The 20,700-nt window shown below is 70.9% G+C and carries 20 protein-coding genes; 9 read left to right on the top strand and 11 right to left on the bottom strand.

The window, feature by feature from the left end; all coding sequences use genetic code 11:
• Positions 1–105: 105 nt before the first annotated feature.
• Positions 106–927: a LysR family transcriptional regulator substrate-binding protein gene (locus ACWD68_RS09875; protein WP_451805948.1), complete on the bottom strand. Its 822-nt coding sequence runs from the start codon at positions 925–927 to the stop codon at positions 106–108.
• A gap of 81 nt (positions 928–1,008) precedes the next feature.
• On the opposite strand from ACWD68_RS09875, the gene ACWD68_RS09870 reads away from it, so the two are divergent.
• The gene (locus ACWD68_RS09870; RefSeq protein WP_451805947.1) at positions 1,009–1,401 is read left to right on the top strand and encodes a DUF5997 family protein; all 393 of its coding nucleotides are present in this window, start codon (positions 1,009–1,011) and stop codon (positions 1,399–1,401) included.
• A gap of 47 nt (positions 1,402–1,448) precedes the next feature.
• On the opposite strand, the gene ACWD68_RS09865 is transcribed toward ACWD68_RS09870, so the two are convergent.
• The 4 genes from ACWD68_RS09865 to ACWD68_RS09850 all read right to left on the bottom strand — a co-directional run bounded on the left by ACWD68_RS09865 (position 1,449) and on the right by ACWD68_RS09850 (position 5,551).
• Positions 1,449–1,772: a hypothetical protein gene (locus tag ACWD68_RS09865; RefSeq protein WP_451805946.1), complete on the bottom strand. Its 324-nt coding sequence runs from the start codon at positions 1,770–1,772 to the stop codon at positions 1,449–1,451.
• A 76-nt stretch (positions 1,773–1,848) separates the two neighbouring features.
• Positions 1,849–2,877, bottom strand: a complete 1,029-nt coding sequence (locus ACWD68_RS09860; RefSeq protein WP_451805945.1) for a SecDF P1 head subdomain-containing protein — start codon at positions 2,875–2,877, stop codon at positions 1,849–1,851.
• Between the two features lie 492 nt (positions 2,878–3,369).
• A complete protein-coding gene (locus ACWD68_RS09855; protein ID WP_451805944.1) occupies positions 3,370–4,158 on the bottom strand; it encodes an S-4TM family putative pore-forming effector in 789 nt (262 codons plus the stop codon).
• Between the two features lie 7 nt (positions 4,159–4,165).
• Positions 4,166–5,551: an MFS transporter gene (locus tag ACWD68_RS09850; protein WP_451805943.1), complete on the bottom strand. Its 1,386-nt coding sequence runs from the start codon at positions 5,549–5,551 to the stop codon at positions 4,166–4,168.
• A 125-nt stretch (positions 5,552–5,676) separates the two neighbouring features.
• Here ACWD68_RS09850 and ACWD68_RS09845 point away from each other — a divergent pair, with 125 nt between their 5' ends.
• Positions 5,677–6,564, top strand: a complete 888-nt coding sequence (locus ACWD68_RS09845) for a helix-turn-helix domain-containing protein (protein WP_451805942.1) — start codon at positions 5,677–5,679, stop codon at positions 6,562–6,564.
• 33 nt (positions 6,565–6,597) lie between these two features.
• Here the strand turns inward: ACWD68_RS09845 and ACWD68_RS09840 are convergent, their stop codons facing one another.
• Positions 6,598–6,894 carry a hypothetical protein gene (locus ACWD68_RS09840; RefSeq protein ID WP_451805941.1) on the bottom strand — a complete coding sequence of 99 codons (297 nt, stop codon included), beginning with the start codon at positions 6,892–6,894 and terminating at the stop codon, positions 6,598–6,600.
• Positions 6,895–8,100: 1,206 nt separating this feature from the next.
• Between ACWD68_RS09840 and argC the strand changes: the two genes are divergently transcribed.
• Genes argC through ACWD68_RS09815 form a run of 5 tightly spaced genes read left to right on the top strand, consistent with a single transcriptional unit; the run spans position 8,101 to position 12,971 of the window.
• On the top strand, positions 8,101–9,129 hold the full coding sequence (gene argC, locus ACWD68_RS09835; protein WP_451805940.1) for an N-acetyl-gamma-glutamyl-phosphate reductase: 1,029 nt from the start codon (positions 8,101–8,103) through the stop codon (positions 9,127–9,129).
• The gene (gene argJ, locus ACWD68_RS09830) at positions 9,126–10,304 is read left to right on the top strand and encodes a bifunctional glutamate N-acetyltransferase/amino-acid acetyltransferase ArgJ (RefSeq protein ID WP_451805939.1); all 1,179 of its coding nucleotides are present in this window, start codon (positions 9,126–9,128) and stop codon (positions 10,302–10,304) included. Before argC ends, argJ begins: the two co-directional genes overlap by 4 nt.
• A complete protein-coding gene (gene argB / locus ACWD68_RS09825) occupies positions 10,301–11,215 on the top strand; it encodes an acetylglutamate kinase (protein WP_451805938.1) in 915 nt (304 codons plus the stop codon). The genes argJ and argB overlap by 4 nt, the downstream gene beginning before the upstream one ends.
• A complete protein-coding gene (locus ACWD68_RS09820) occupies positions 11,212–12,411 on the top strand; it encodes an acetylornithine transaminase (RefSeq protein ID WP_451805937.1) in 1,200 nt (399 codons plus the stop codon). The genes argB and ACWD68_RS09820 overlap by 4 nt, the downstream gene beginning before the upstream one ends.
• A 23-nt stretch (positions 12,412–12,434) precedes the next feature.
• The gene (locus ACWD68_RS09815) at positions 12,435–12,971 is read left to right on the top strand and encodes an arginine repressor (RefSeq protein WP_351135320.1); all 537 of its coding nucleotides are present in this window, start codon (positions 12,435–12,437) and stop codon (positions 12,969–12,971) included.
• Positions 12,972–13,094: 123 nt separating this feature from the next.
• On the opposite strand, the gene ACWD68_RS09810 is transcribed toward ACWD68_RS09815, so the two are convergent.
• From ACWD68_RS09810 to ACWD68_RS09790, 5 genes are all read right to left on the bottom strand, one after another.
• Positions 13,095–13,886 carry an FAD:protein FMN transferase gene (locus ACWD68_RS09810; protein ID WP_451805936.1) on the bottom strand — a complete coding sequence of 264 codons (792 nt, stop codon included), beginning with the start codon at positions 13,884–13,886 and terminating at the stop codon, positions 13,095–13,097.
• Positions 13,879–14,682 (bottom strand): FMN-binding protein, encoded by an 804-nt coding sequence (locus ACWD68_RS09805; RefSeq protein WP_451805935.1) that lies wholly within the window; start codon positions 14,680–14,682, stop codon positions 13,879–13,881. Before ACWD68_RS09805 ends, ACWD68_RS09810 begins: the two co-directional genes overlap by 8 nt.
• Positions 14,683–14,701: 19 nt before the next feature.
• Positions 14,702–16,039 (bottom strand): ferredoxin reductase family protein, encoded by a 1,338-nt coding sequence (locus ACWD68_RS09800; protein ID WP_451806022.1) that lies wholly within the window; start codon positions 16,037–16,039, stop codon positions 14,702–14,704.
• A gap of 123 nt (positions 16,040–16,162) precedes the next feature.
• A complete protein-coding gene (locus tag ACWD68_RS09795) occupies positions 16,163–16,660 on the bottom strand; it encodes an FMN-binding protein (RefSeq protein WP_451805934.1) in 498 nt (165 codons plus the stop codon).
• 7 nt (positions 16,661–16,667) lie between these two features.
• On the bottom strand, positions 16,668–18,029 hold the full coding sequence (locus ACWD68_RS09790) for a ferredoxin reductase family protein (protein WP_451805933.1): 1,362 nt from the start codon (positions 18,027–18,029) through the stop codon (positions 16,668–16,670).
• Between the two features lie 208 nt (positions 18,030–18,237).
• On the opposite strand from ACWD68_RS09790, the gene ACWD68_RS09785 reads away from it, so the two are divergent.
• A complete protein-coding gene (locus tag ACWD68_RS09785) occupies positions 18,238–19,149 on the top strand; it encodes a winged helix-turn-helix domain-containing protein (protein ID WP_451805932.1) in 912 nt (303 codons plus the stop codon).
• A gap of 80 nt (positions 19,150–19,229) precedes the next feature.
• Entirely contained in the window at positions 19,230–20,657 is a 1,428-nt protein-coding gene (locus tag ACWD68_RS09780; RefSeq protein ID WP_451805931.1) for a sensor histidine kinase, read from the top strand.
• Positions 20,658–20,700: the final 43 nt, after the last annotated feature.

The raw sequence follows: 20,700 nt of genomic DNA, 5'->3' as shown, positions 1-20,700 counted from the left end.
AGGGAGCGAGAGGTGCGCCCGAGCTGCGCGAACGCCGCCCTGGACCGGGCGCCCGCCTCGACCCGGCCGGTGCCGGGTCAGCGGTGCCGGATCAGCGGTGCCGGGTCAGGAGCGGCGGCGGGGCTTGCCGCCCTTCGCGCCGCCCTTCGCGCCGCCCTTCGGGCCGCCGGAACCGCTGCTCCGGGGGTTCTTGCCCGTCGCCTTGCCGCCCGCCTTGCCCGCCGCGGGCTTGCGCCGCGCACCGCCCGAGTCCGACTTCCGGGGCGTGGACCCGGCCGTGCCCGAGGCCTTCTGCTGCGCCGCGGCCGGGGCCTGGGAGCGCCCTCGCGTGCTGTTGACCGTCCGGCCGCGCACGATGCCGATGAGATCCTCCACCAGGTCGGTGGTCCGGTCCTCGGGCCAGGCCAGCGCGACGCGTGACTCGGGTGCGTCGGTGACCGTCCGGTAGGTGAGGTCCTTGCGGTGGTGGAGGCGGGCGAGGGACTGCGGAACCACCACGACCCCGATGCCCGCCGCGACGAGCTCGACGGCGTCCTCCGTACCGGCGGGCCGCTCCAGCGCGGGCTTCCCCGGCAGACGCTCCCACTCCAGCGGGTCGTCGAGGGGGTGCAGCACGATGTCGTCGGCGAGGTCCTCACCGGAGACGTGCTCGACCGCCGCCACGATGTGATCCTTCGGGACCACGACGACGGTCGTCTCGGTGTAGAGGGGGATCGCGCTGAGGTCGGCCCGGTCGACCGGCAGCCGGACGAAGCCCGCGTCCGCCTCGCCGCTCCGCAGGATGTCGTACACCTCGGCGGCGGACACCGGGACGAGGGTCAGCGGTACGCCGGGCAGTCGCTCGTTCCAGATCCGCACCCACTTCGAGGGCGTCACCCCCGGAACGTAGGCGAGCCTGAACGAGGGGGATGCTTCGGAACCGGTCACCACGTCAGATTACCCGGCGTGGCCGCGGCCGCCGTACCGGCGATGGTCGGCGGGAGCTCGCGCGCTCGATACCCTTGACCCATGAGTTCGCACCAGACCGCCCAGACGATGAAGCCCGCCACCGCGGCCAAGAAGCTGGGTGTGTACCTCGAGGCCACCCCCGCCGAGTTCCAGGAGGGTGTCGTCTCCCGTGCCGAGCTGAACGCGTTGCAGACCGATCCGCCGGAGTGGCTCCAGGAGCTGCGCCGCAACGGCCCGCACCCGCGGCCGGTCGTCGCGGCCAAGCTCGGTGTCTCCATCGCGGGCCTCGCCCGCGGCGGCGTCAGCGAGGCACTCACCACCGAGCAGATCGAGGCGCTGAAGACCGAGGACCCCGGGTGGCTGCGTCGTGAGCGCGTCACCCAGGCGGAGGTCCGCAAGGAAGCGGCGCGCATCAAGGAGAAGAACGCGGAGCAGGCCGCCAAGCGTTCCTGACCCGAGCCGCACGCCGGGAGGGGCGCCGACCGGGCCCCTCCCGGAGCTCAGCCGTCGGTTCCCGGGGAACGGCGGCCGTCGGGGTCGGTGGTGCCGGGCGGGGCACTCGGGCTCGTGTGGCCGTACGCCTTGACGAGCAGGTAGATCACCGCGCCCGGCGGGATGAGGAAGATGACGACGGGGAAAGTGAACGTGCCCGTGGTCTGGTGGGCGACGTACCACCCGTAACAGACGAAGAAGATCCCGCCCAGGACCGCCCAGGCGCGGTCCTTGACCGACATACCGGGCACGAAGGCCGCTCCGATCAGGATGATTCCCGACAGGACGGCGAAGATCTCGTATGCGCTCCAGTGAGCGGACGACGATGACAAGGGTCGGTCCTCCAGGGGTCTTCGGAAACCGGTCCGTCGCACGTCACGGGCGATGGCTCCCGTCGCACGTCACGGCCTAGGGGTGGGGAAGCCGGGTAACCCCGGTGACGGTCAGGGGATTCGGGAGCGCCCCCGAGTCGAGGGTGACCGCGAGCTGCTCGGCCGACTTCCGGGTGAAGCCGCCGGAGATCTCCGCCTGGCCGCCGGTGAGGCTCTGGTTGACGGACGGGGCGGAGATCACGGCACCGTCCAGCACGATGGCGAACTGGTTCTGCGGCGCCTGCTGCGCGGACAGGTCCGCGGTCACGGCCGCGAACTGCCGGGTGCCGACGGAGTCGAAGTCCAGACGCACGGTCCAGATCCCGATCCCCTTGTCGTAGGCCGCCTCGGCCGAGGCGACGTGCGCCCCGTCCACGGCCGTCGGACCGAGCACGTATTTGGCGGGCGCGGAGCCGGCGCCGCCGCCGTCTCCGCAGGCGACGACGGATTCCCGCGCGCTGTCGTCCGTCTCCGCCGTCGGCTTCTGCCCTTTCGAGCAGTCCAGCGCCGCGAAGCGCGCCTGGAGCGCCGCGTCGTCCGCGCTCCCCTCGTCCGGAGCGGGCGCGGCACTGGCGGACGCCGACCCGGTGGCACGCGGGCGCAGGCCCTCGGTGACAGCGCGTCCTCGCGCCGGGTCGGGGCTGGGGGACGGCTGCGGCGTGAGCGAGGGACTGAGCGCCGCCTCTGCCGCCAGGACGGGCCGGAAGCCGAGCCGGCCGGACGCGCCCAGCTCCGTCAGACGCTTCTCGTCGGCCGTCGGCCCGGTGACGGTGATCGTGCCCTCGCGTGCCTCCACCCGTACATCAGTGAGTTTCAGCGCTTCGGCGCGCGCCCGCATCCGGTCAACGTTGTGGCGCAGCGCCTCGGACCCCAGGGGCGACGACCCGGCGAAGGTCACGACGGACCGCCGGCCGTCCGCCGCGGCCGAGGGAGCCGCGCCGCCGGTACGGGCGGACCCCGCCGAGCCCGATGGGTGGTCTTCGGAGCCGGAGCCGGAGCAGGCGGCGAGCGTCGCCGCGGCGACGCAGATGAGGAGAGCCGTGTGCGGGGCCCGGGGGAGACGCATGCGGGGATGCTTCCAAGCCGGTGGTGCCGGGTGAGGCGGATGCCAGGGTTTGATCGCAATTCATCCGACGGACCCATGCTTTTCTTTCGGGTCCGATCATCTGATGTCCGGATGGAGGAGGTTGCGCCGGTGTGGGGGTGGGGATCGGATCGTTGTGCCGGGGGACGCCCGGGTGTGCACCCGGCTCCCGTCGGTCGGCGGGGTGCGCGGTATGTGCTGTGGTCGAGTGTGACCGAGGACTTTGGTTGGCGGATCATGAATTGAACCGTGGAGGTCGGAAGCACGTCGAGAATGCTTATTGGCGGATCTTGAGAGGGATAGTTGGCGGATCATGATTGTGGACCCTCACGGAGCGTGAGTGTCGTGATGATGTGCTTCGACGTCAGGCAGGAGCGGCTAAGAGGACCGGGGCCGACGCATGCTCGGTGCCAGTGATCGAGCTCCAAGGGACACGGTCAGTGCGAACGTCGCGCGTTGCCCTGCCTCAGAGATCTATGTGGGTGGGGGCGCGTTTCGGGGGAGGCGGACGCGGTGGCCTTCTGCCGTGTCGCCAAAGTCGCGTTCGTCATCTTCGCGGAAGCGTTTGTAGAACCACTCAGGTACTCGGGTGGTGTCCAGGCGGGTGCGGAGTACGCCGTCCTGCACATCCCGTGCGACGTTCCGCAGGCGGTGCCATTCCTCGTCGGGGACGAGGCCCGCGCAACCATGGCGTAGCTCGGCGTCGACAACCTTGGTGAGCCGGTCGCGTTCGTCGGCCACCTTGCGTTGGCCGGACCAGATCTCGTACGTGATCTGGTAGGCCGCCAGGGACGGGACGAAGAAGCTGAGAAGAATGTCGCCCAGAGTGGCGTCAGCGATCACCAGACCGGCGACGAGGCCAACGGTGGCCGATACCATGCCGGTAGCGGCGATGAGGTGGCTGTAGCGGCGGCGGAGCCGAGCGTCCCAGGCGAGGTTCTGCTCCTGGGCGATGAGCACGTCGCAGGGGTGATGGACCCCGTGGGTGGGGTCGTACCAGCCGTTGGTGATTCGCTTGTCCATCGAGCCTCCTCTGGGGAGCTTGCGTGCGAGACGGCGGACGTCGGGTTCGGGGACGGGATCGCCTGCAACGGTGGCGCGCCACGGCATGTGGAACAGAGCGATGTCGAACATCTCCTGGAGCAAGGCGCCCTGGCGGGCGGTGTCCGCGGCAAGGCCCTTGAGTAGGAACGCGGAGATGACGAACCAGAGGAATCCGACGATCGAGATGGTGGTCCGGCCGTGGCCGATCAGCGTCGTCACCGTCCCGTCAGCCACGGCCGCGCGGCAGCATGAGGGCCGCGGCCGTGGTGGCTGTCAGCATCACAGCCGCGACGCACAAGGCGACCCGCAGACCCACAATGAACTCACCCCGGTCCGCGACCAAGGCTCCGAAGACGGCCACGGCGAGCGCGCCGCCCGTCTGCCGGAAGGAATTCAGGATCCCGGCGGCCATTCCGGCCCGATCTGCGGCGATGTCGTTCAGCAGGATGGCGGTCAGGGAAGGTACGAAGAAGCCTAGGCCGAGGCCGACCGGGATGAGCATCGCCGCGATCACTGGTCTGCTGGTGCCCTCGTCGATCCAGAGCAGGCCGAACACCGCCAGCGCGAAGATCGCTTGTCCCATGGCGATCGGCATCCGCGGCCCAAAGCGTGCCGCAGCCCTGGCCGAGGCCAGGTTGGCTCCGGCGATCACGGCCATCATCGGTAGGAACATCAGCCCCGCGGCCATGACGGACAGGTTCAGAACGTCCTGAAAGAACAGGCTCAGCACGAACACCAGCCCGTAGAACGCGGCATTGCCGACGAAGCCGATCGCGACCGAAACCGTCACCGTGCGCGAACGGAAGAGGTCGAGCGGGACCAACGGCGCGGCGGTACGTGCCTCGATCATGATGAACATGGCCGTCGCCACTGCGGCGAGCCCCAGGCAGCCCAGCACCACGGGCTCGCCGAAGCCGTTCTCCCCTCCGTCGATCACCGCGAAGGTGAGCGCCGCGAGCGCGACGATCGCCGTGAGCTGGCCGTACGGATCGAGCGGCGCGGCACGGCGCGGCGAGCGCTCCGCGCGGGTCAACACCGCGAGGGTGGCGATGCCGACGGGCAGGTTGACGACGAAGATCGCCCGCCAGCTCAGAGTGCTGGACAGCACCCCGCCGGCCACCGGGCCGGCGGCAACCGCGACGGCTCCGCCAACGGTCCACAGCGCGATGGCCCGTGTCCGTTCGGCCGCGTCCGGGAAGGCCTGCCGGACGAGGGCCAGCGAGGAGGGCAGCATGATCGCCGCCGCGCTCCCCTGGATCAGGCGGGCGGCGATCAGCTCGCCCAGCCCCGGCGCCAGTCCGCAGGCCGCCGAGGCGACCGTGAAGACCGCGACGCCGGCGCCGAACGCGCGGCTCGCCCCGATGCGGTCGGAGAGCGTGCCCGCGGAAAGCAGGAGTGCGGCGAACATCAGCGTGTAGGCGTCCACGATCCATTGCAGTCCTGCCGTGCTGCCGCCGAAGGTCCGCCCGATCCCGGGCAGCGCCACGTTCATCGCCATGGTGTTGAGGTTGAGCAGAAAGATGCCCATGAACGTGGTCGCCAGGATCAGCTTCGGTGCGGCCGTGCGTTGCCGGGCATCCTGTGACGCGCGGGCTGGTTCAAGAGTGGTCATCCGTCCAGACTGGTGAGGCTCGCGAGGGCGAGGCAGACCGTGATCTTCCGGGGTGCGCCATAGGTGGGTGTAACAGGGCCAGGCTCCGGGCTGGACCCCTGATCACACGCTGGCAGAATGACGACGTGACCGAGTTCGGAAAGTTTCTGCGGGCCCGCCGTGGCGACGTACGCCCGGCAGACGTCGGACTGCCCGCCGGAACCGGAACGCGCCGTACGCCGGGTCTGCGCCGGGAGGAGCTGGCGGCGCTGGCCGGTGTGAGCATCGACTACTACATACGTCTGGAACGCGGTAAGGAGACCCATCCGAGCCCCTCCGTGGTCGAGGCGCTGGCCGACGCGCTCCGCCTCAATCAGGAGGAGAGCGGCTTCCTGCACGAGCTGGCGGCGCGGGCGGCGCGGCGTGGGCCCGAGCCCCGTCCCCTGCCGTCACGGCGGGTCCGTCCGACCGTCACGCAGCTTCTGGAGACGCTCCGGCCCAACCCGGCGTACGTCGTGAGCCGCACCAACGACCTGCTGGCGGCCAATCCCGGCGGGCTGCGGCTGCTCCACGGCATCGCCGACTGGCCGGAGCGGCAGCGGAACACCGTCCGGTACACCTTCCTGCACCCAGCTGCCCGCGAGCTGTGGGCGGACTGGGAACAGAAGGCCAAGGGGTGCGTCGCCCAGTTGCGGGCGATCGCCGGCACCGATCCGGATGCCCCGGATCTCGCCGCACTCGTAGGTGAGCTAATCGTCAAGAGCCCCGACTTCAACCGGCTCTGGGAGCGCTACGAGGTGCACACGATCGGCGACGGCGAGAAGACGCTCCGACACCCGGAGGTCGGCACGATGACGCTCTCGCACGAAGGGCTGTCCCTCAACCGCGCACAAGGCCAGCGCCTCATCATCTACATGGCGCCGCCCGGCAGCCCGGACCACGACAAGATGACTCTCCTCGACCTCGCCGCCTCCGGCCCGTCCGTCGGTTCCGGCGAGACGGCGCCCGTCTCACCCTCCCGGAGACAGGGCTAGGCGCTTACGAAATCCCGATCGACAAAATGTTGTCTATGCGCAGGCGATGCCCAGTTCGGTGAACATGGCCATCATCTCCAAGCGGAGGGTCTGGCAGTGCTGGTCGATGGTGGTCCAGGTGGCGGGGGGGCGTCGGGGTTCGGTGACACCGGCGAGTAGTGGGCTGATGACCTTGTCGCGGAGGGTGGTTAGAGCCGCGATGCTGCGGGCGGCTGCGGGTGGTACGAGGTGGTGCCGGGTTCGGCCGGGTTTGTCGACCAGGTTCTTGCCACGGAGTTTACGCAGGTCGTAGGCGGTCTGGCGGGTGGTGTAGCCGTCCATGCCACGCATCGCGGTGACCTGGGCGGTCAGGTCGGCGGCGGTGAAGCCGCCGGGGGCGGGTGCCAGGGCCGGCCGGGACTCCGGCCAGCACGGCGCGGATCCGGGGCTTGTTCAGATCGATCCCGCCAACGCGGGTGGCGCAGAGTTGGGAGGGCAGCGGCAGCTCATCGAGGGTGCCATCGGGGATGAAGCCAATGTCGACGCAGTCCAGCATGGTGCAGAACCGCTGTGCCATACCCGATAGGGCGGCGATGATCCGGGGGAACCTGTCCAATGCCCGGCCGGTCTTGAAGCCTCAAGATCCGCCAACAAGAACCCTCCGGGTGCCCCTGACCTCCACGGTTCAGATCATGACCCGCCCCCTAGAAGTCTCGGTCACACCAGCCCATCGGTGGCTGACCGTTCCTGGTCTGAACTCACAGAGTGGGCCAGCGGACGCAACTATCTGCAGACCGGCAGGGACCGCCACGCAGCCCATGGCGCGCCCTCCCGGGCGGCGGCCGATCTGGTCGTGGACGGGACCGCGAGCGAGGCGGAGATGCTGGCGGCTGTCATGTCGCGGGCCGGCCCTCGCGCCGTCGCTCGCGGCGCCCTCGCGGGCTCGGGGGGTGTGCGGTGTGACCCGTACCCCGGGGTCCCGGTGTTCGCGCTGTGACGTGCCCCGGGGGCAGCGGCCCCGGCGGGCTCTCAGACGAATCACGACCGATCCAGTTCACCTGCAGCCACGCGAACTGCAGGGGCGACATACCCCCCGGCAGAGGGCGAGCCGGTGCCGGACGCGCCCCGGTGACAGGACTCCAGATGGGCCGTGAACCTCGCCACCGCCCGCCAGTTCCACGCCCGCGAGGGCGTCTGACAAGCCTGTCAGCGGGCTGATCCTGCGAGGCACCGCACGAGCAGCGTGGCCATGGTGAGGTAGACGGCGTTCTCCGAACACACACGCAGGTAACGCTTGGGCAGGCAACTCAACCACTCGAGGACCGGATCGGCTGTTCTTGGCTCCACGGTGTCAACCGTCGCGGCCAGGCGTCGTCAGCCCGGAAGCCTAGCGGTAACGCAGCGTTACACCCCTGGCATCCGCCAACTATCGTTCTCATTCGCCAACTAAAATTCTCGGTCACAGTCGAGCACAGTCGAGCCGTCGTCGAGCCCGCGAACAAGATTGCATAAACGTGCAGCGATACGTATAGTCATGCCATCCAAGAGGAGGGTTCCATGGCGATACGTGCGGCAGTGGCGGGAGCGAGTGGGTACGCGGGCGGGGAACTGCTGCGTCTGCTCCTGGCACACCCCGAGATCGAGATCGGCGCCCTGACCGGCAACTCCAACGCGGGCCAGCGGCTCGGTGCGCTCCAGCCGCATCTGCTGCCCCTCGCCGACCGCGTCCTCGCGGAGACCACCCCCGAGGTGCTGGCCGGACACGACGTGGTGTTCCTGGCGCTGCCTCACGGGCAGTCCGCCGCGGTCGCCGAGCGGCTCGGCCCCGATGTCCTCGTCGTCGACATGGGCGCCGACTTCCGGCTGAAGAACCCGGCCGACTGGGAGCTGTTCTACGCCTCCGCGCACGCCGGGACCTGGCCGTACGGCCTCCCTGAACTGCCGGGCGCCCGCGCCGCGCTGGAGGGGTCCAAGCGCATCGCGGTGCCCGGTTGCTACCCGACGGCCGCCTCACTCGCCCTCTTCCCGGCATACGCGGCCGGGCTGGCCGAGAACGAGGCCGTCATCGTCGCCGCCTCCGGTACCTCGGGTGCCGGCAAGGCGCCCAAGGCGCACCTGCTCGGCAGCGAGGTCATGGGATCGATGACCCCGTACGGCGTCGGCGGCGTCCACCGGCACACCCCCGAGATGATCCAGAACCTCACCGCGGCCGCCGGAGAGCCCGTCACCGTCTCCTTCACGCCCACCCTCGCGCCCATGCCCCGCGGCATCCTCGCCACGTGCAGCGCCAAGGCGAAGCCCGGGGTCACCGCCGAGTCGGTCCGGTCCGCCTACGAGAAGGCCTTCGCCGACGAGCCCTTCGTCCACCTCCTTCCCGAGGGGCAGTGGCCCGCCACGGCGTCCGTCTACGGTTCCAACGCCGTTCAGGTCCAGGTCGCGTACGACGCCGCCGCACATCGCATCATCGCGATCAGTGCCATCGACAACCTGACCAAGGGCACCGCGGGCGGTGCCGTCCAGAGCATGAACCTCGCCCTCGGTCTCCCCGAGGAGCTGGGACTTTCCACGATCGGAGTCGCACCGTGAGCGTCACGGCAGCACAGGGATTCAGCGCGGCCGGGGTCGCCGCGGGGATCAAGCAGAACGGCAACCCGGACCTGGCCCTCGTGGTCAACAACGGGCCCCGCCGCGCCGCCGCGGGCGTCTTCACCTCCAACCGCGTGAAAGCCGCGCCGGTCCTCTGGTCGGAACAGGTCCTCAAGAGCGGTCAGTTGACCGCGGTCGTCCTCAACTCGGGCGGCGCCAACGCCTGTACGGGCCCCAAGGGCTTCCAGGACACCCATGCCACCGCCGAGAAGGTCGCCGAGTCCCTCAACGCGGCCGGACTCGACGAATCGGGCGGGCACGCCCCGGGCCTGATCGCCGTGTGCTCGACCGGTCTCATCGGCGTGCTGCTGCCGATGGACAAGCTGCTCCCCGGCGTCGACAAGGCCGTCGCCCAGCTCGGCCCGCACGGCGGCGAGAAGGCCGCCATCGCCATCAAGACCACCGACACCGTGCACAAGACCTCGGTCGTGACGCGGGGAGGCTGGACCGTCGGCGGCATGGCCAAGGGCGCCGGCATGCTCGCCCCCGGCCTCGCCACCATGCTCGTCGTGCTCACCACCGACGCGGACGTGGACAGCGAGAACCTCGACCGGGCGCTGCGCGACGCCACCCGCACCACCTTCGACCGCGTCGACTCCGACGGCTGCATGTCCACCAACGACACCGTGCTGCTGCTCGCCTCCGGGGCCAGTGAAGTCACCCCGGAGTACGCGGAGTTCGCCGAAGCCGTACGCGCGGTCTGCGACGACCTCGGTCAGCAGCTGATCCGCGACGCCGAGGGCGCCAGCAAGGACATCAAGGTGGAGGTCGTGGGCGCCGCGACCGAGGACGACGCCGTCGAGGTGGGCCGCTCCATCGCCCGCAACAACCTCCTCAAGTGCGCGATCCACGGCGAGGACCCCAACTGGGGCCGTGTGCTGTCCGCGATCGGCACCACCGGGGCCGCCTTCGAGCCGGACCGGCTGAACGTCGCCATCAACGGCGTCTGGGTCTGCAAGAACGGCGGTGTCGGCGAGGACCGCGAACTCGTCGACATGCGCTACCGCGAGGTCCACATCGTCGCGGACCTCGCCGCGGGCGACGCGACCGCCACGATCTGGACCAACGACCTCACCGCCGACTACGTCCACGAGAACAGCGCGTATTCCTCATGAGCAATGTGACCCGCAAGCACACCGCTCTGCCCAAGGCACAGATCCTCATCGAGGCGCTGCCCTGGCTGACCCGGCACCGCGGCAAGACCGTCGTTGTCAAATTCGGCGGCAACGCCATGATCGACACCGAGCTGAAGGCCGCCTTCGCCCAGGACATCGTGTTCCTGCACCACGCGGGCCTCAAGCCGGTCGTCGTGCACGGCGGCGGACCGCAGATCAGCGCCGCCCTCGACCGGCACGGCATCGTCAGCGAGTTCAAGGCGGGCCTGCGCGTCACCACCGAGGACGCGATGGACGTCGTCCGCATGGTGCTGGCCGGACAGGTCCAGCGCGAGCTGGTCGGGCTCCTCAACGAGCACGGACCGCTCGCCGTCGGCCTCACCGGCGAGGACGCGCACACCATCACCGCGACCAAGCACCAGCCCACGATCGACGGCGAGTTGGTCGACATCGGGCGGGTGGGCGAGATCACCGCGATCGACACGGGCGCGATCGGGGCTCTGCTCGCCGACGGCCGGATCCCGGTCGTCTCCTCGATCGCCCGGAGCCAGGACGACGGACATGTCTACAACGTCAATGCTGATACGGCGGCTGCGGCACTCGCTGCCGCGCTGGGCGCCGAGACGCTCATGGTCCTCACGGACGTCGAGGGCCTCTACGAGGACTGGCCGAACAGCGACGAGGTGATCAGCCGCCTCACCGCTTCCCAGCTGGAGAAGCTCCTTCCCGAGCTGGCCAGCGGCATGGTGCCGAAGATGGAGGGCTGTCTGCACGCCGTGCGCAACGGCGTCACCACCGCCCGGGTCATCGACGGCCGGGTCCAGCACTCGATCCTGCTGGAGATCTTCACCGACGAAGGCATCGGCACGATGGTCGTGCCGGACGACGAGGAAGCGGGGAACGCGGCATGACCGGCAACCAAGAGCTCACCCAGCGGTGGCAGGGCGCGCTCATGGACAACTACGGCACCCCGCGACTGCCCCTCGTCCGCGGTGCCGGAACCAAGCTGTGGGACGCCGACGGCAAGGAGTACCTCGACTTCGTCGGCGGCATCGCGGTCAACGCGCTCGGACACGGCCACCCCGCGATCGTCGGGGCCGTGACCCGGCAGATCGGCTCCCTCGGCCATGTCTCGAACCTCTTCGTCGCCGAACCGCCCGTCGCGCTCGCCGAACGGCTGCTCCAGCTCTTCGGGCGCGAGGGCCGGGTGTACTTCTGCAACTCGGGTGCCGAGGCCAACGAGGGCGCCTTCAAGATCGGCCGGCTGACCGGCCGGACCCATATGGTCGCCACCACCGGCGCCTTCCACGGCCGGACCATGGGCGCCCTCGCGCTCACCGGCCAGCCCGGCAAGCAGGAACCCTTCCTGCCGCTGCCCGGCGATGTCACGCATGTCCCGTACGGCGACGCGCAGGCCCTCGCCGAGGCGGTCACCCAGGACACCGCGCTGGTGATCATCGAGCCGATCCAGGGCGAGAACGGCGTGGTCGTGCCGCCCCCCGGCTACCTCAAGGCGGCCCGCGCGATCACCGCGGCCCATGGCGCCCTGCTCGTGCTGGACGAGGTACAGACCGGAATCGGCCGTACCGGTCACTGGTTCGAGTACCAGGCGCACGAGGGCGTCCTGCCCGACATCGTCACGCTCGCCAAGGGTCTCGGCGGCGGACTGCCGCTCGGTGCCACCGTCGCCTTCGGCCGCGCCGCCGGGCTGCTGAAGCCCGGCCACCACGGCACGACCTTCGGCGGGAACCCGGTCGTCTGCGCCGCCGGACTCGCCGTGCTCGACACGATCGAGTCCGAGGGACTCCTGGAGAACGTGAAGCGCGCGAGCGAGAAGCTCCGGGACGGAATCGAGGCCGCCGGCGGCGGTTCCGGCCATCCGTTGATCGACCATGTCCGGGGTGCGGGACTACTCCTGGGTATCGTGCTCACCGAGCCGCTCGCGCCCCAGGTGCAGCAGGTGGCTCAGGACGCCGGTTTCCTGGTGAACGCGCCCGCCCCCGATGTCGTACGGCTGATGCCGCCGCTGAATCTCGGCGATGACGAAGTGGACGCGTTCCTCCGGGCCCTTCCCGGCATCCTCGACGCAGCCAACGGGGACGGATGATCACGGGAAATGGGACGACGACGATGAGTCAGGCGCAGGACCACGAGCACGCAGGGCCTGCCGTGCCGCACACCCGCACCGCACGCCACCGCCGGATCGTGGACATCCTCAACCGGCAACCGGTGCGCTCGCAGAGCCAGTTGGCGAAGCTTCTCGCCGACGACGGGCTGAACGTCACACAGGCGACGCTCTCCCGGGACCTCGACGAGCTGAACGCGGTGAAGATCCGCAACAACGACGGCGACCTCATCTACGCGGTGCCGAGCGAGGGCGGGTTCCGCACCCCGCGCGCGCCGCTGGGGGAGTCGGCGAAGGAGGAGCGGATGCGGAGGCTGTCCTCGGAGCTGCTGATCTCCGCGGAGGCCTCGGCGAATCTCGTGGTCCTGCGCACCCCGCCGGGGGCCGCCCAGTTCCTCGCCTCGGCGATCGACCAGGCGGAGCTGCACGACATTCTCGGGACGATCGCGGGTGACGACACCCTGCTGCTGATCAGCCGTGGTCCGACGGGCGGGCAGGCACTGGCCGATCACCTGCTGCGGCTGGCCCAGAACGATCACTGACAGGTACGACGGCGGAGGCGCGCCCCGAAGGGGGTGCGCCTCGGCCTGTGCGTGCCTGTGACACGGGGGCGGGCGCGGCCGACCGTACGGGCGCCCTCGCTCCTGCACCTGAAGGGACCCCGGTCACCCCAGGCGCTGGGCGAGTCCGCCCGTGCATCTGACCTCGTCGCCCGCCGTGATCAGCAGGGCCTCCACGTCCGGTAGCGACTCCAGCCAGTCGAGGCCCGCCCGCGAGCCCATCGCGAAGGCCGCCGTCGCCCAGGCGTCCACCCAGGTCAGACGGGGACCCACCACGGTCACGGCCAGCAGGTCGGTGACCGCCGACCTGCCGGTGCGGGGATCGACGATGTGGGCGCCGCGTTCGGCGGTGCCGGAGGTCGCCACGGCCAGCTCGTCGACACCGGCCGCGGAGACCACGGCGGCGAGCGAACCCGGGCGGAGCGGATCCGACACGCCCACCCGCCAGGGCCGGTGCGGCCCGGGGACGCCGCACAGCTGGACGTCGCCGCCGCCGTTGACGCTCACCCCGCTCGCCCCGGCCGCGACGAGGTGCAGGGCCGCACGTTCGGCCGCCCAGCCCTTGACGATCCCCGTCGGATCGAGCCGGCCCTCGTACCGCGTGCTGAACCAGCCGTCGCTGACCCGTTCCGCCTCCGCGCCCAGCGCGAGCACTTCGGCGACCTCCGGGTCGCACTCCTCGACGGTGAGTTCTCCGCGTACCAGCCGGGAGATCTGACTGTCCTCGCGGTAGGTGCTGAACACCTCGTCCACATGGTGGAGTCGGGCGATCGCCTCCTGCAACGCCGCCTGCACGGCGTCCGGTTCCCCGCCGCGCACGTCGAAGGAGAAGACGGTGCCCATCACTTCCTCGGCATGGCGCAGCGCCGGCGGTGCCTCCTCCGCGGGTTCAGCCACCGGCCTTGTCCAGGGCCGACTGCAGCGACTTCTTGTATCCGCCGGAGGTGTAGGTGGCGCCGGAGACGGCGTCGATGTCGGCGCTGCCACCCGCCGCGACGGCCTCCTGGTTGAGCTTCGGTACCGCGTTGTCGCTGACCTCCGTGCTGCGTCCGCCGCTCGGAGCCTGGACCGCCTCGGCCTTGGTGACCTTGGTGCCGGCGAACGTGAGACGGACCTGGACCGGGCCGTACTGGGTCTGGGCGATCTTTCCGGTGATGATCCGGGTCTGCGTGGCCGGCGCCTTCGGTGACGGGGACGCCCCGGCCGCTCCCGAGGACTGCGACGTACCGCCGGCGGTCTTCGCCTTGTCCAGGGCCGACTGCAGGGACTGCTTGTAGCCGCTGCTGGTGTAGGTGGCGCCGGAGACGGCGTCGATGTCGGCGCTCTGTTTGGTGAGCGTCGCCTTGTTGAGTTCGGGTATCGCGAGGGCGGTCTTCTGATCGCTGGTTCCGCCCGCGGGGGCCTGGACCGCGTCCGCCTTGGTGATCTTGCCGCCGCTCATGGTCAGCCGCACCTGGACCGGCCCGTACTGGGTCTTCACCACGTCACCGGTGACGGTCTGGGTCCCCGACTGCTGAGCGCTGCCGCCCTGTGGCGACTCCTGCCCGGCGGCCGTCTGCTGGGGCGCCGCTTCGCCCTGCGCCGACGCGGCGGCCGGATCGGACGCCGGTTTGAGCGCGAGAAGCAGCACGATTCCGGACACGGTGGCGGCGGTCGCGAGCATGAACCGCCGAATGGGGTGACTCTTCTTCATCGCTCCTGGCTCCCGTCGCTCACATCTCGAACGACTCGTGATGGATGCGGCGGGCGGGGACCCCCGCGCCGCGCAGTGCGTCGTACACCTGCTGCGCGAAGCCGGGCGGCCCGCACATGAAGACGTCGTGGCTGTCGATGTCGGGCAGCTTGCGGCGCAGGGACTCCGCCGAGATGTCCGGGCGCTCCCCGTCGGGGCTGTTCACCGCGTACATCAGACGCGCCCCGCGCTCCTTGGAGATGGCGGCGAGCTCGTCCCACAGGGCCAGGTCCTGGGTGGTGTTGGCGCGGTAGAGCAGTGTGAGGTCGCCGGACGCGCCGGGGAGGGTCTCGAACAGGGCCCGCATCGGGGTGATGCCGACGCCACCCGCCACCAGCAGCACCTTGCCGCGACTGCGCTTGCCGGCCGTCAGGGCGCCGTACGGGCCCTCGGCCCACACCCGGGTGCCCGGCTCCAGATCCCGCAGGGCGGCGCTGTGGTCACCGATCGCCTTCACGGTGATGCGCAGCATGTTGGGGCGGGGCGCCGCCGAGAGCGAGTACGGGTGGGAGCTGAAACGCATCCCGGGCGCCAGGAAGCGCCAGCGGAAGAACTGCCCTGCCTCCGCGCCCATCCGGTGCAGCTTGCGCCCGCTGATCAGTACCGACACGATGCCGGGCGTCTCCTCGATGACCGCCTCGACCCGCATCCGGTGCTTCAGGTTCAGCCGGACAGGAGAAAGGATTCGGTACCAGAGGACCAGCGCCGTCACCGACCCGTACAGCCCGTACCAGACGGTCTTGGCGACGGGTTCCACCGCGAAGTCGTTGCCGGTGGACAGCTGGTGCCAGAACGTCAGGAACACCGCGGCGTACGTCAGCAGGTGGACGTGGTACCAGGTGTCGTACGGGATCAGCCGGCGCAGCCAGCCCATGGAGATGAACCCGATGAGCACGAGCAGGCCCGTGCCGATCGCGGCCTTGCCCATGTCGGGCAGCTGGTTGACCGAGTCGACGGTCTGCTGCACGATCCCGCCGAGCCCCTTGCCGGACTGCAGGGCGTAGCCCCACATGGTCAGGAACAGGTGGGCGAGGACCAGACAGATCGTGTAGCGGCCGGTCATCGCGTGCCAGCGCGCCACCCGGTCGGATCCCACCCTGCGCTCCAGGGCGGGAACGCGGGCCATCTGCAGCACCACGAGTGCCATCAGATATCCGGCGAGCAGCCCGGTGATGCGGCCCGCGTTGAGGATCCTGCCGTTGTTGTCCGCGATGGACGGGGTGTTGTTCCACCACAGCCAGATGACTCCCGCCGCGCCCGCCCAGACGGCGATCAGCAGCGGGACGGCGGGCGAGCGGCGAGGGCGGATTCGGCGCATGGTCTGGCGCCGCGCGGCGCGACCACCGGCGATCGTGGACACGGTTCCTCCGTGTTCGTCCTGGAGACGGGGCGAGGGGAGTGGCCCCCTGGCCCAGAGATACGGTCCACAACGCCCGTGCGTTCAGAGGCCGGCGGAGTCGAGTGCCGACTGGAGGGACCTCTTGTATCCGTCGCTGGTGTAGGTGGCCCCCGAGACCGAGTCGAACCCCGCGCTCTGCGCGGCCAGTGCCTCACGCCTGAGCTGGGGAATCGCGTAGCTGTTGATCTCCTGGTCCCTGGGATTCTCCGAGGGGTAGGCGACCGCCGTCACCTCGGTGATCCTGCCGTTCTTCAGCGTGATCCGTACCTGGACCGGGCCCCAACGGGTCTGCACGGTGTCGCCGGTGACGGTCCTGGTCCCCGTGCTCTTCGTGCCGGACGATCCGGAGGAGCCGCCCGAGGAGTCTTGGGACGAGCCTCCCGGGGACGAGGACGAGGAATGCCCCGCGGACGAGGACGCCTCGGCCGGGGTGGGCGGCGTGTGCGGCTTCAGCGAGAGCAGCAGGACGACACCGGTGACCGTGGTGGCGGCCGCCAGCGTCACCCGGCGCAGCGGACGGTTCTTCTTCAGCGCGTGCACGGCGGCCTCACAGCTCGAACGACTCGTGGTGGATACGGCGGTCGGGGACACCCGCTGCGAGCAGCGCCCCGTAAAGATCCCGTGCCATCGCGGGAGGTCCGCAGAGATAGACGTCGTGCTCGGCGATGTCCGGCACGCTCTCGCGGAGCGACTCGGCGGTGAGTCGCGGGCGGGTGCCGTCGGCGGCGTTGACGGCGTACAGGACGCGGGCCCCGCGCCACCGTGCGATGGCCTCCAGCTCGCCGCCCAGCGCCAGGTCCTCGGCCGTGCGCGCCCGGTAGAGCAGCGTGACCCGGCCCGGCAGCGTCTCGAACAGGGCGCGCAGCGGCGTGATGCCGACGCCGCCCGCGATCAGCAGGGCCTTGGACGACGTGCTCCGGTCGGCGGTCAGCGAGCCGTACGGGCCCTCGGCCCACACCCGGGTGCCGGGCCGCAGCAGCCCCACGGCCGCGCTGTGGTCGCCGAGCGCCTTGACCGTGATCCGCATCCGGTCCGGCCGGGGCGGCGCCGACAGCGAGTACGGCGTCGAGGTCCACCGCATCCCGTCCGCGAGGAACCTCCAGCGGAAGAACTGGCCCGGCCGGGCGTCCAGTTCGTCCAGACGCTCACCGCGGATCACGACGGAGAAGACTCCGGGGGACTCCCGGTGCACGGCGTCCACGCGCAGCCGGTGGCGCAGGTTGAGCCGCACCGGCGCGAGCAGCCGGAACCCTACGACGAGCGCGGCCGTACCGAGGTAGAGCGCGTACCAGGCGGCCCGCGCGGCCTGATCGCCGACGAAGTCGGAGCCGAGCGCGAGCTGGTGGAAGAAGGCCAGGAAGACCGCCGCGTACGTCAGCAGGTGCACGTAGTACCAGAACTCGTGGCTGATCCGGCGGCGGGCCAGGTGCGCCGACGTGATCCCGACGGCGAACAGGATCACCGTGCCGATCGTCGCTTCGAGCATGTCCGGGTAGTCGAACACCACGCTCAGCGTCTCGTGCGCGATGTCCGCCCCGTCCTGGGCGGCGTAGCCGAAGAGGATCAGCGTGACATGCGCGACCAGCAGGCAGACCGTGTAGCGGCCCGCCATGGCGTGCCAGCGGGCGACCCGGTCGGAGCCGATGCGCCGCTCCAGGAGCGGGACCCTGGCCATCAGCGCCACCAGGACGGCGCAGCTGTAGCCGCACAGCAGCCCGGCGATCCGTCCTGCGTCCGTCAGCCATCCGGCCGTACCCACCACCGACCCGGTGTCCCTCCACCACAGGGCGAGGACCGCGGCCGCTCCCGCCCACAGCAGGGCCAGCAGCGGCCCCGCGGGCGAGGGCCGTGGTCGCCCGCGTCCTCGTGTCGGGCGCGGGTCCGCCGCCCGCTCGTGCACCGTGGTCATGTTTCCGTCCTTCTTCCGGCAGTCCGGGAGGAAACTGTGCGTCCGGAACCTCTGAGGAGGCTCTGAACGGGCCGGTTCCGCGCGGACTCACAGCAAACTGAGAGCCCGGGGAGGCGGAGAACGGAGGGGAGGACGGCGGCCTCGAGCGGGAGGTGACTCAGAGGAAACTCAGAGGCCACGAGGCACGGCGCGACCGTATGGAGGGGCGATGCTGGAAGGCGACATGAACACTCCCTCCCCCGACCCCGAGGCTCCTGGCACCCCGCATCCCGAGGCTCCTCGCGCCCCAGACCCCGAGGCTCCTCGCGCCCCAGGCACCGGCGCTGCCCGAGTCCCGGAGCCCGGCGCTGCCCGAGTCCCGGAATCCGGAGCCGTCCGCTCCCGGGGTGTCGCCAGGCCGCCCTCGCTGACCCGGCCCGACGGGACGCCCGTACGCGTTCTCGTCGTCGACGACGATCCGGACCTGGCCGAGGTCCTGTCCGGCGCCCTGCGCTACGAGGGCTGGGAGGTCCGTACCGCGGGCGACGGTGCCTCGGCCGCCGTCGAGGCGCGCGCACTGCTGCCCGACGCCGTCGTCCTCGACGTGATGCTCCCGGACACCGACGGCTTCACCGTGCTGCGCGACCTCCACACCGTGCTGCCGGGCGTCTGCGTCCTCTTTCTCACCGCCCGGGACGCCGTGGAGGACCGCATCGCCGGTATCACCGCGGGCGGCGACGACTACGTCACCAAGCCGTTCAGCCTGGAGGAGGTCGTCGCCCGGCTGCGCGGACTGCTGCGCCGCGCGGGCATGGCCCGCCGGAGCGACGAGGGCCCGAGGCTCGTCGTCGGGGACCTGGCGATGGACGAGGAGGCGCGTGAGGTCACCCGGGGCGGCGACCTGATCGAGCTGTCGCCCACCGAGTTCGAGCTGCTCCGTTTCCTGATGCGCAACCCGCGCCGCGTGCTCAGCAAGACCCGGATCCTCGACCGTGTCTGGTCCTACGACTTCGGAGGCCAGGCCCATGTCGTCGAGCTCTACATCTCCTACCTGCGCAAGAAGGTCGACGCGGGCCGCGAGCCCATGATCCACACGGTCCGGGGCGCCGGGTACGTCATCAAACCCGCGGCCGGCCGGTGAGGGCGACCAGGTGGGCCCGGGGCAGGCGATGGAAGCTCCGCCTGAGGCCGGCCCTGCGCGCTCTGCCGCGCCCGCGCACGATGCGCGCCCGCCTCACCGCCGGGCTCGTGGTGCTGCTCGCCGTCAGCTGCGCCGCCGTCGGCGTGGCTGCGGTGTACGAACTGAACGGCTTCCTCACCGGCCGTCTCGATCAGCAGCTGCAGGAAGCCGGCGCGCGGTTCCCGGCAAGCCTGGAGCACAGCTCGGTGAAGCCGTCCGACCACGACGGTGACGAACACGGCGACACCCGCCGGCAGAGCGCCGGCACTTTCGGAGCGCGCCTGGTGGGCGAGGACGTCACCAACGCCGCGGTCGTGCCGTCCGGCACCACCACTGCCGTCCGGAACGTGGATCCCACCGCCCGCGACGAGGCGGTACTTGCCGGGGTCCCGGTGGACGGCCGCGCCCACACCGTCTGCCTTTCGGGGCTGGGGGACTACCGCGTGCTGGCGGCCTCCGGCCAGGACGGCGACGTACTGATCACCGGGCTGCCCACGGAGCCGGTCGACGCGGCCGTCCACCGGCTGGAACTCGTCGCCTCCCTGGTCCTCGGCATGGCCCTCGTGGTCGCCGGAGTCGCCGGGGCCCTGTGGGTGCGCTGGTCGCTCCGCCCGCTGAACCGGGTCGCCGCGACCGCCACCCGGGTCAGCGAACTCCCGCTCGCCAGCGGAGAGGTGGCGCTGCCCCCACGTGCGCCCGAGTCCGACCCGCGCAGCGAGGTGGGCCGCGTCGCCAGTGCCTTCAACCGCATGCTCGGCCATGTCGAGGACGCACTCACCAAGCGGCACGCGAGCGAGGAACGGCTGCGCACCTTCGCCGCCGACGCCAGCCACGAGCTGCGCACCCCGGTCGCCTCGGTCCGCGGCCACGCCGAGCTCGCACTGCTGCACCCCGGCCCGGTGCCCCCGAAGGTGACCCGCGCCCTCGAACGGATCGCCGCCGAGTCGACGCGCATGGGGGAGATGGTCGACGACCTGCTTCTGCTCGCCCGCCTCGACGCCGGACGCCCCCTGGAGCGGCTTCCCGTCGACCTCACCCACCTCGTCCTCGACGCGGTCACCGATGCCCGCGCGACGGGCCCCGGCCACCGGTGGGTGCTGGAGCTGGCGGAGGAGCCGGTGACCGTGACGGGCGATGCCCACCGGCTCCAACAGGTGTTGGCCAATCTGTTGGCCAACGCCCGTGTGCACACGCCTGTCGGCACCGGCGTGACGGTGTCCTTGGAGGGTGCCGGCACGGAGGCCGTGCTGAAGGTCCACGACGACGGACCGGGGGTTGCCGAGGACGTCCGCCCCGGCGTCTTCGAACGCTTCACCCGGGCGGACCGCCGCCGCGCGGACGGTGCCGGCACCGGAGCGGGGCTCGGTCTGTCGATCGTGGCGGCCGTGGTCGAGGCGCACGGCGGCACGGTCGGCCTGGAGAGCCGCCCCGGAGCGACGACGTTCACCGTACGACTACCCGTCGCCTGAACCGCGGCCCGAACCGCGCTGTGGCCTGCCGGTCACCCGCGGC

It is taken from the genome of Streptomyces sp. NPDC005141, assembly GCF_053599975.1.
The sequence above is the reverse complement of the archived record's forward strand: the minus strand, read 5'-3'. Positions and strand labels throughout refer to the sequence as shown.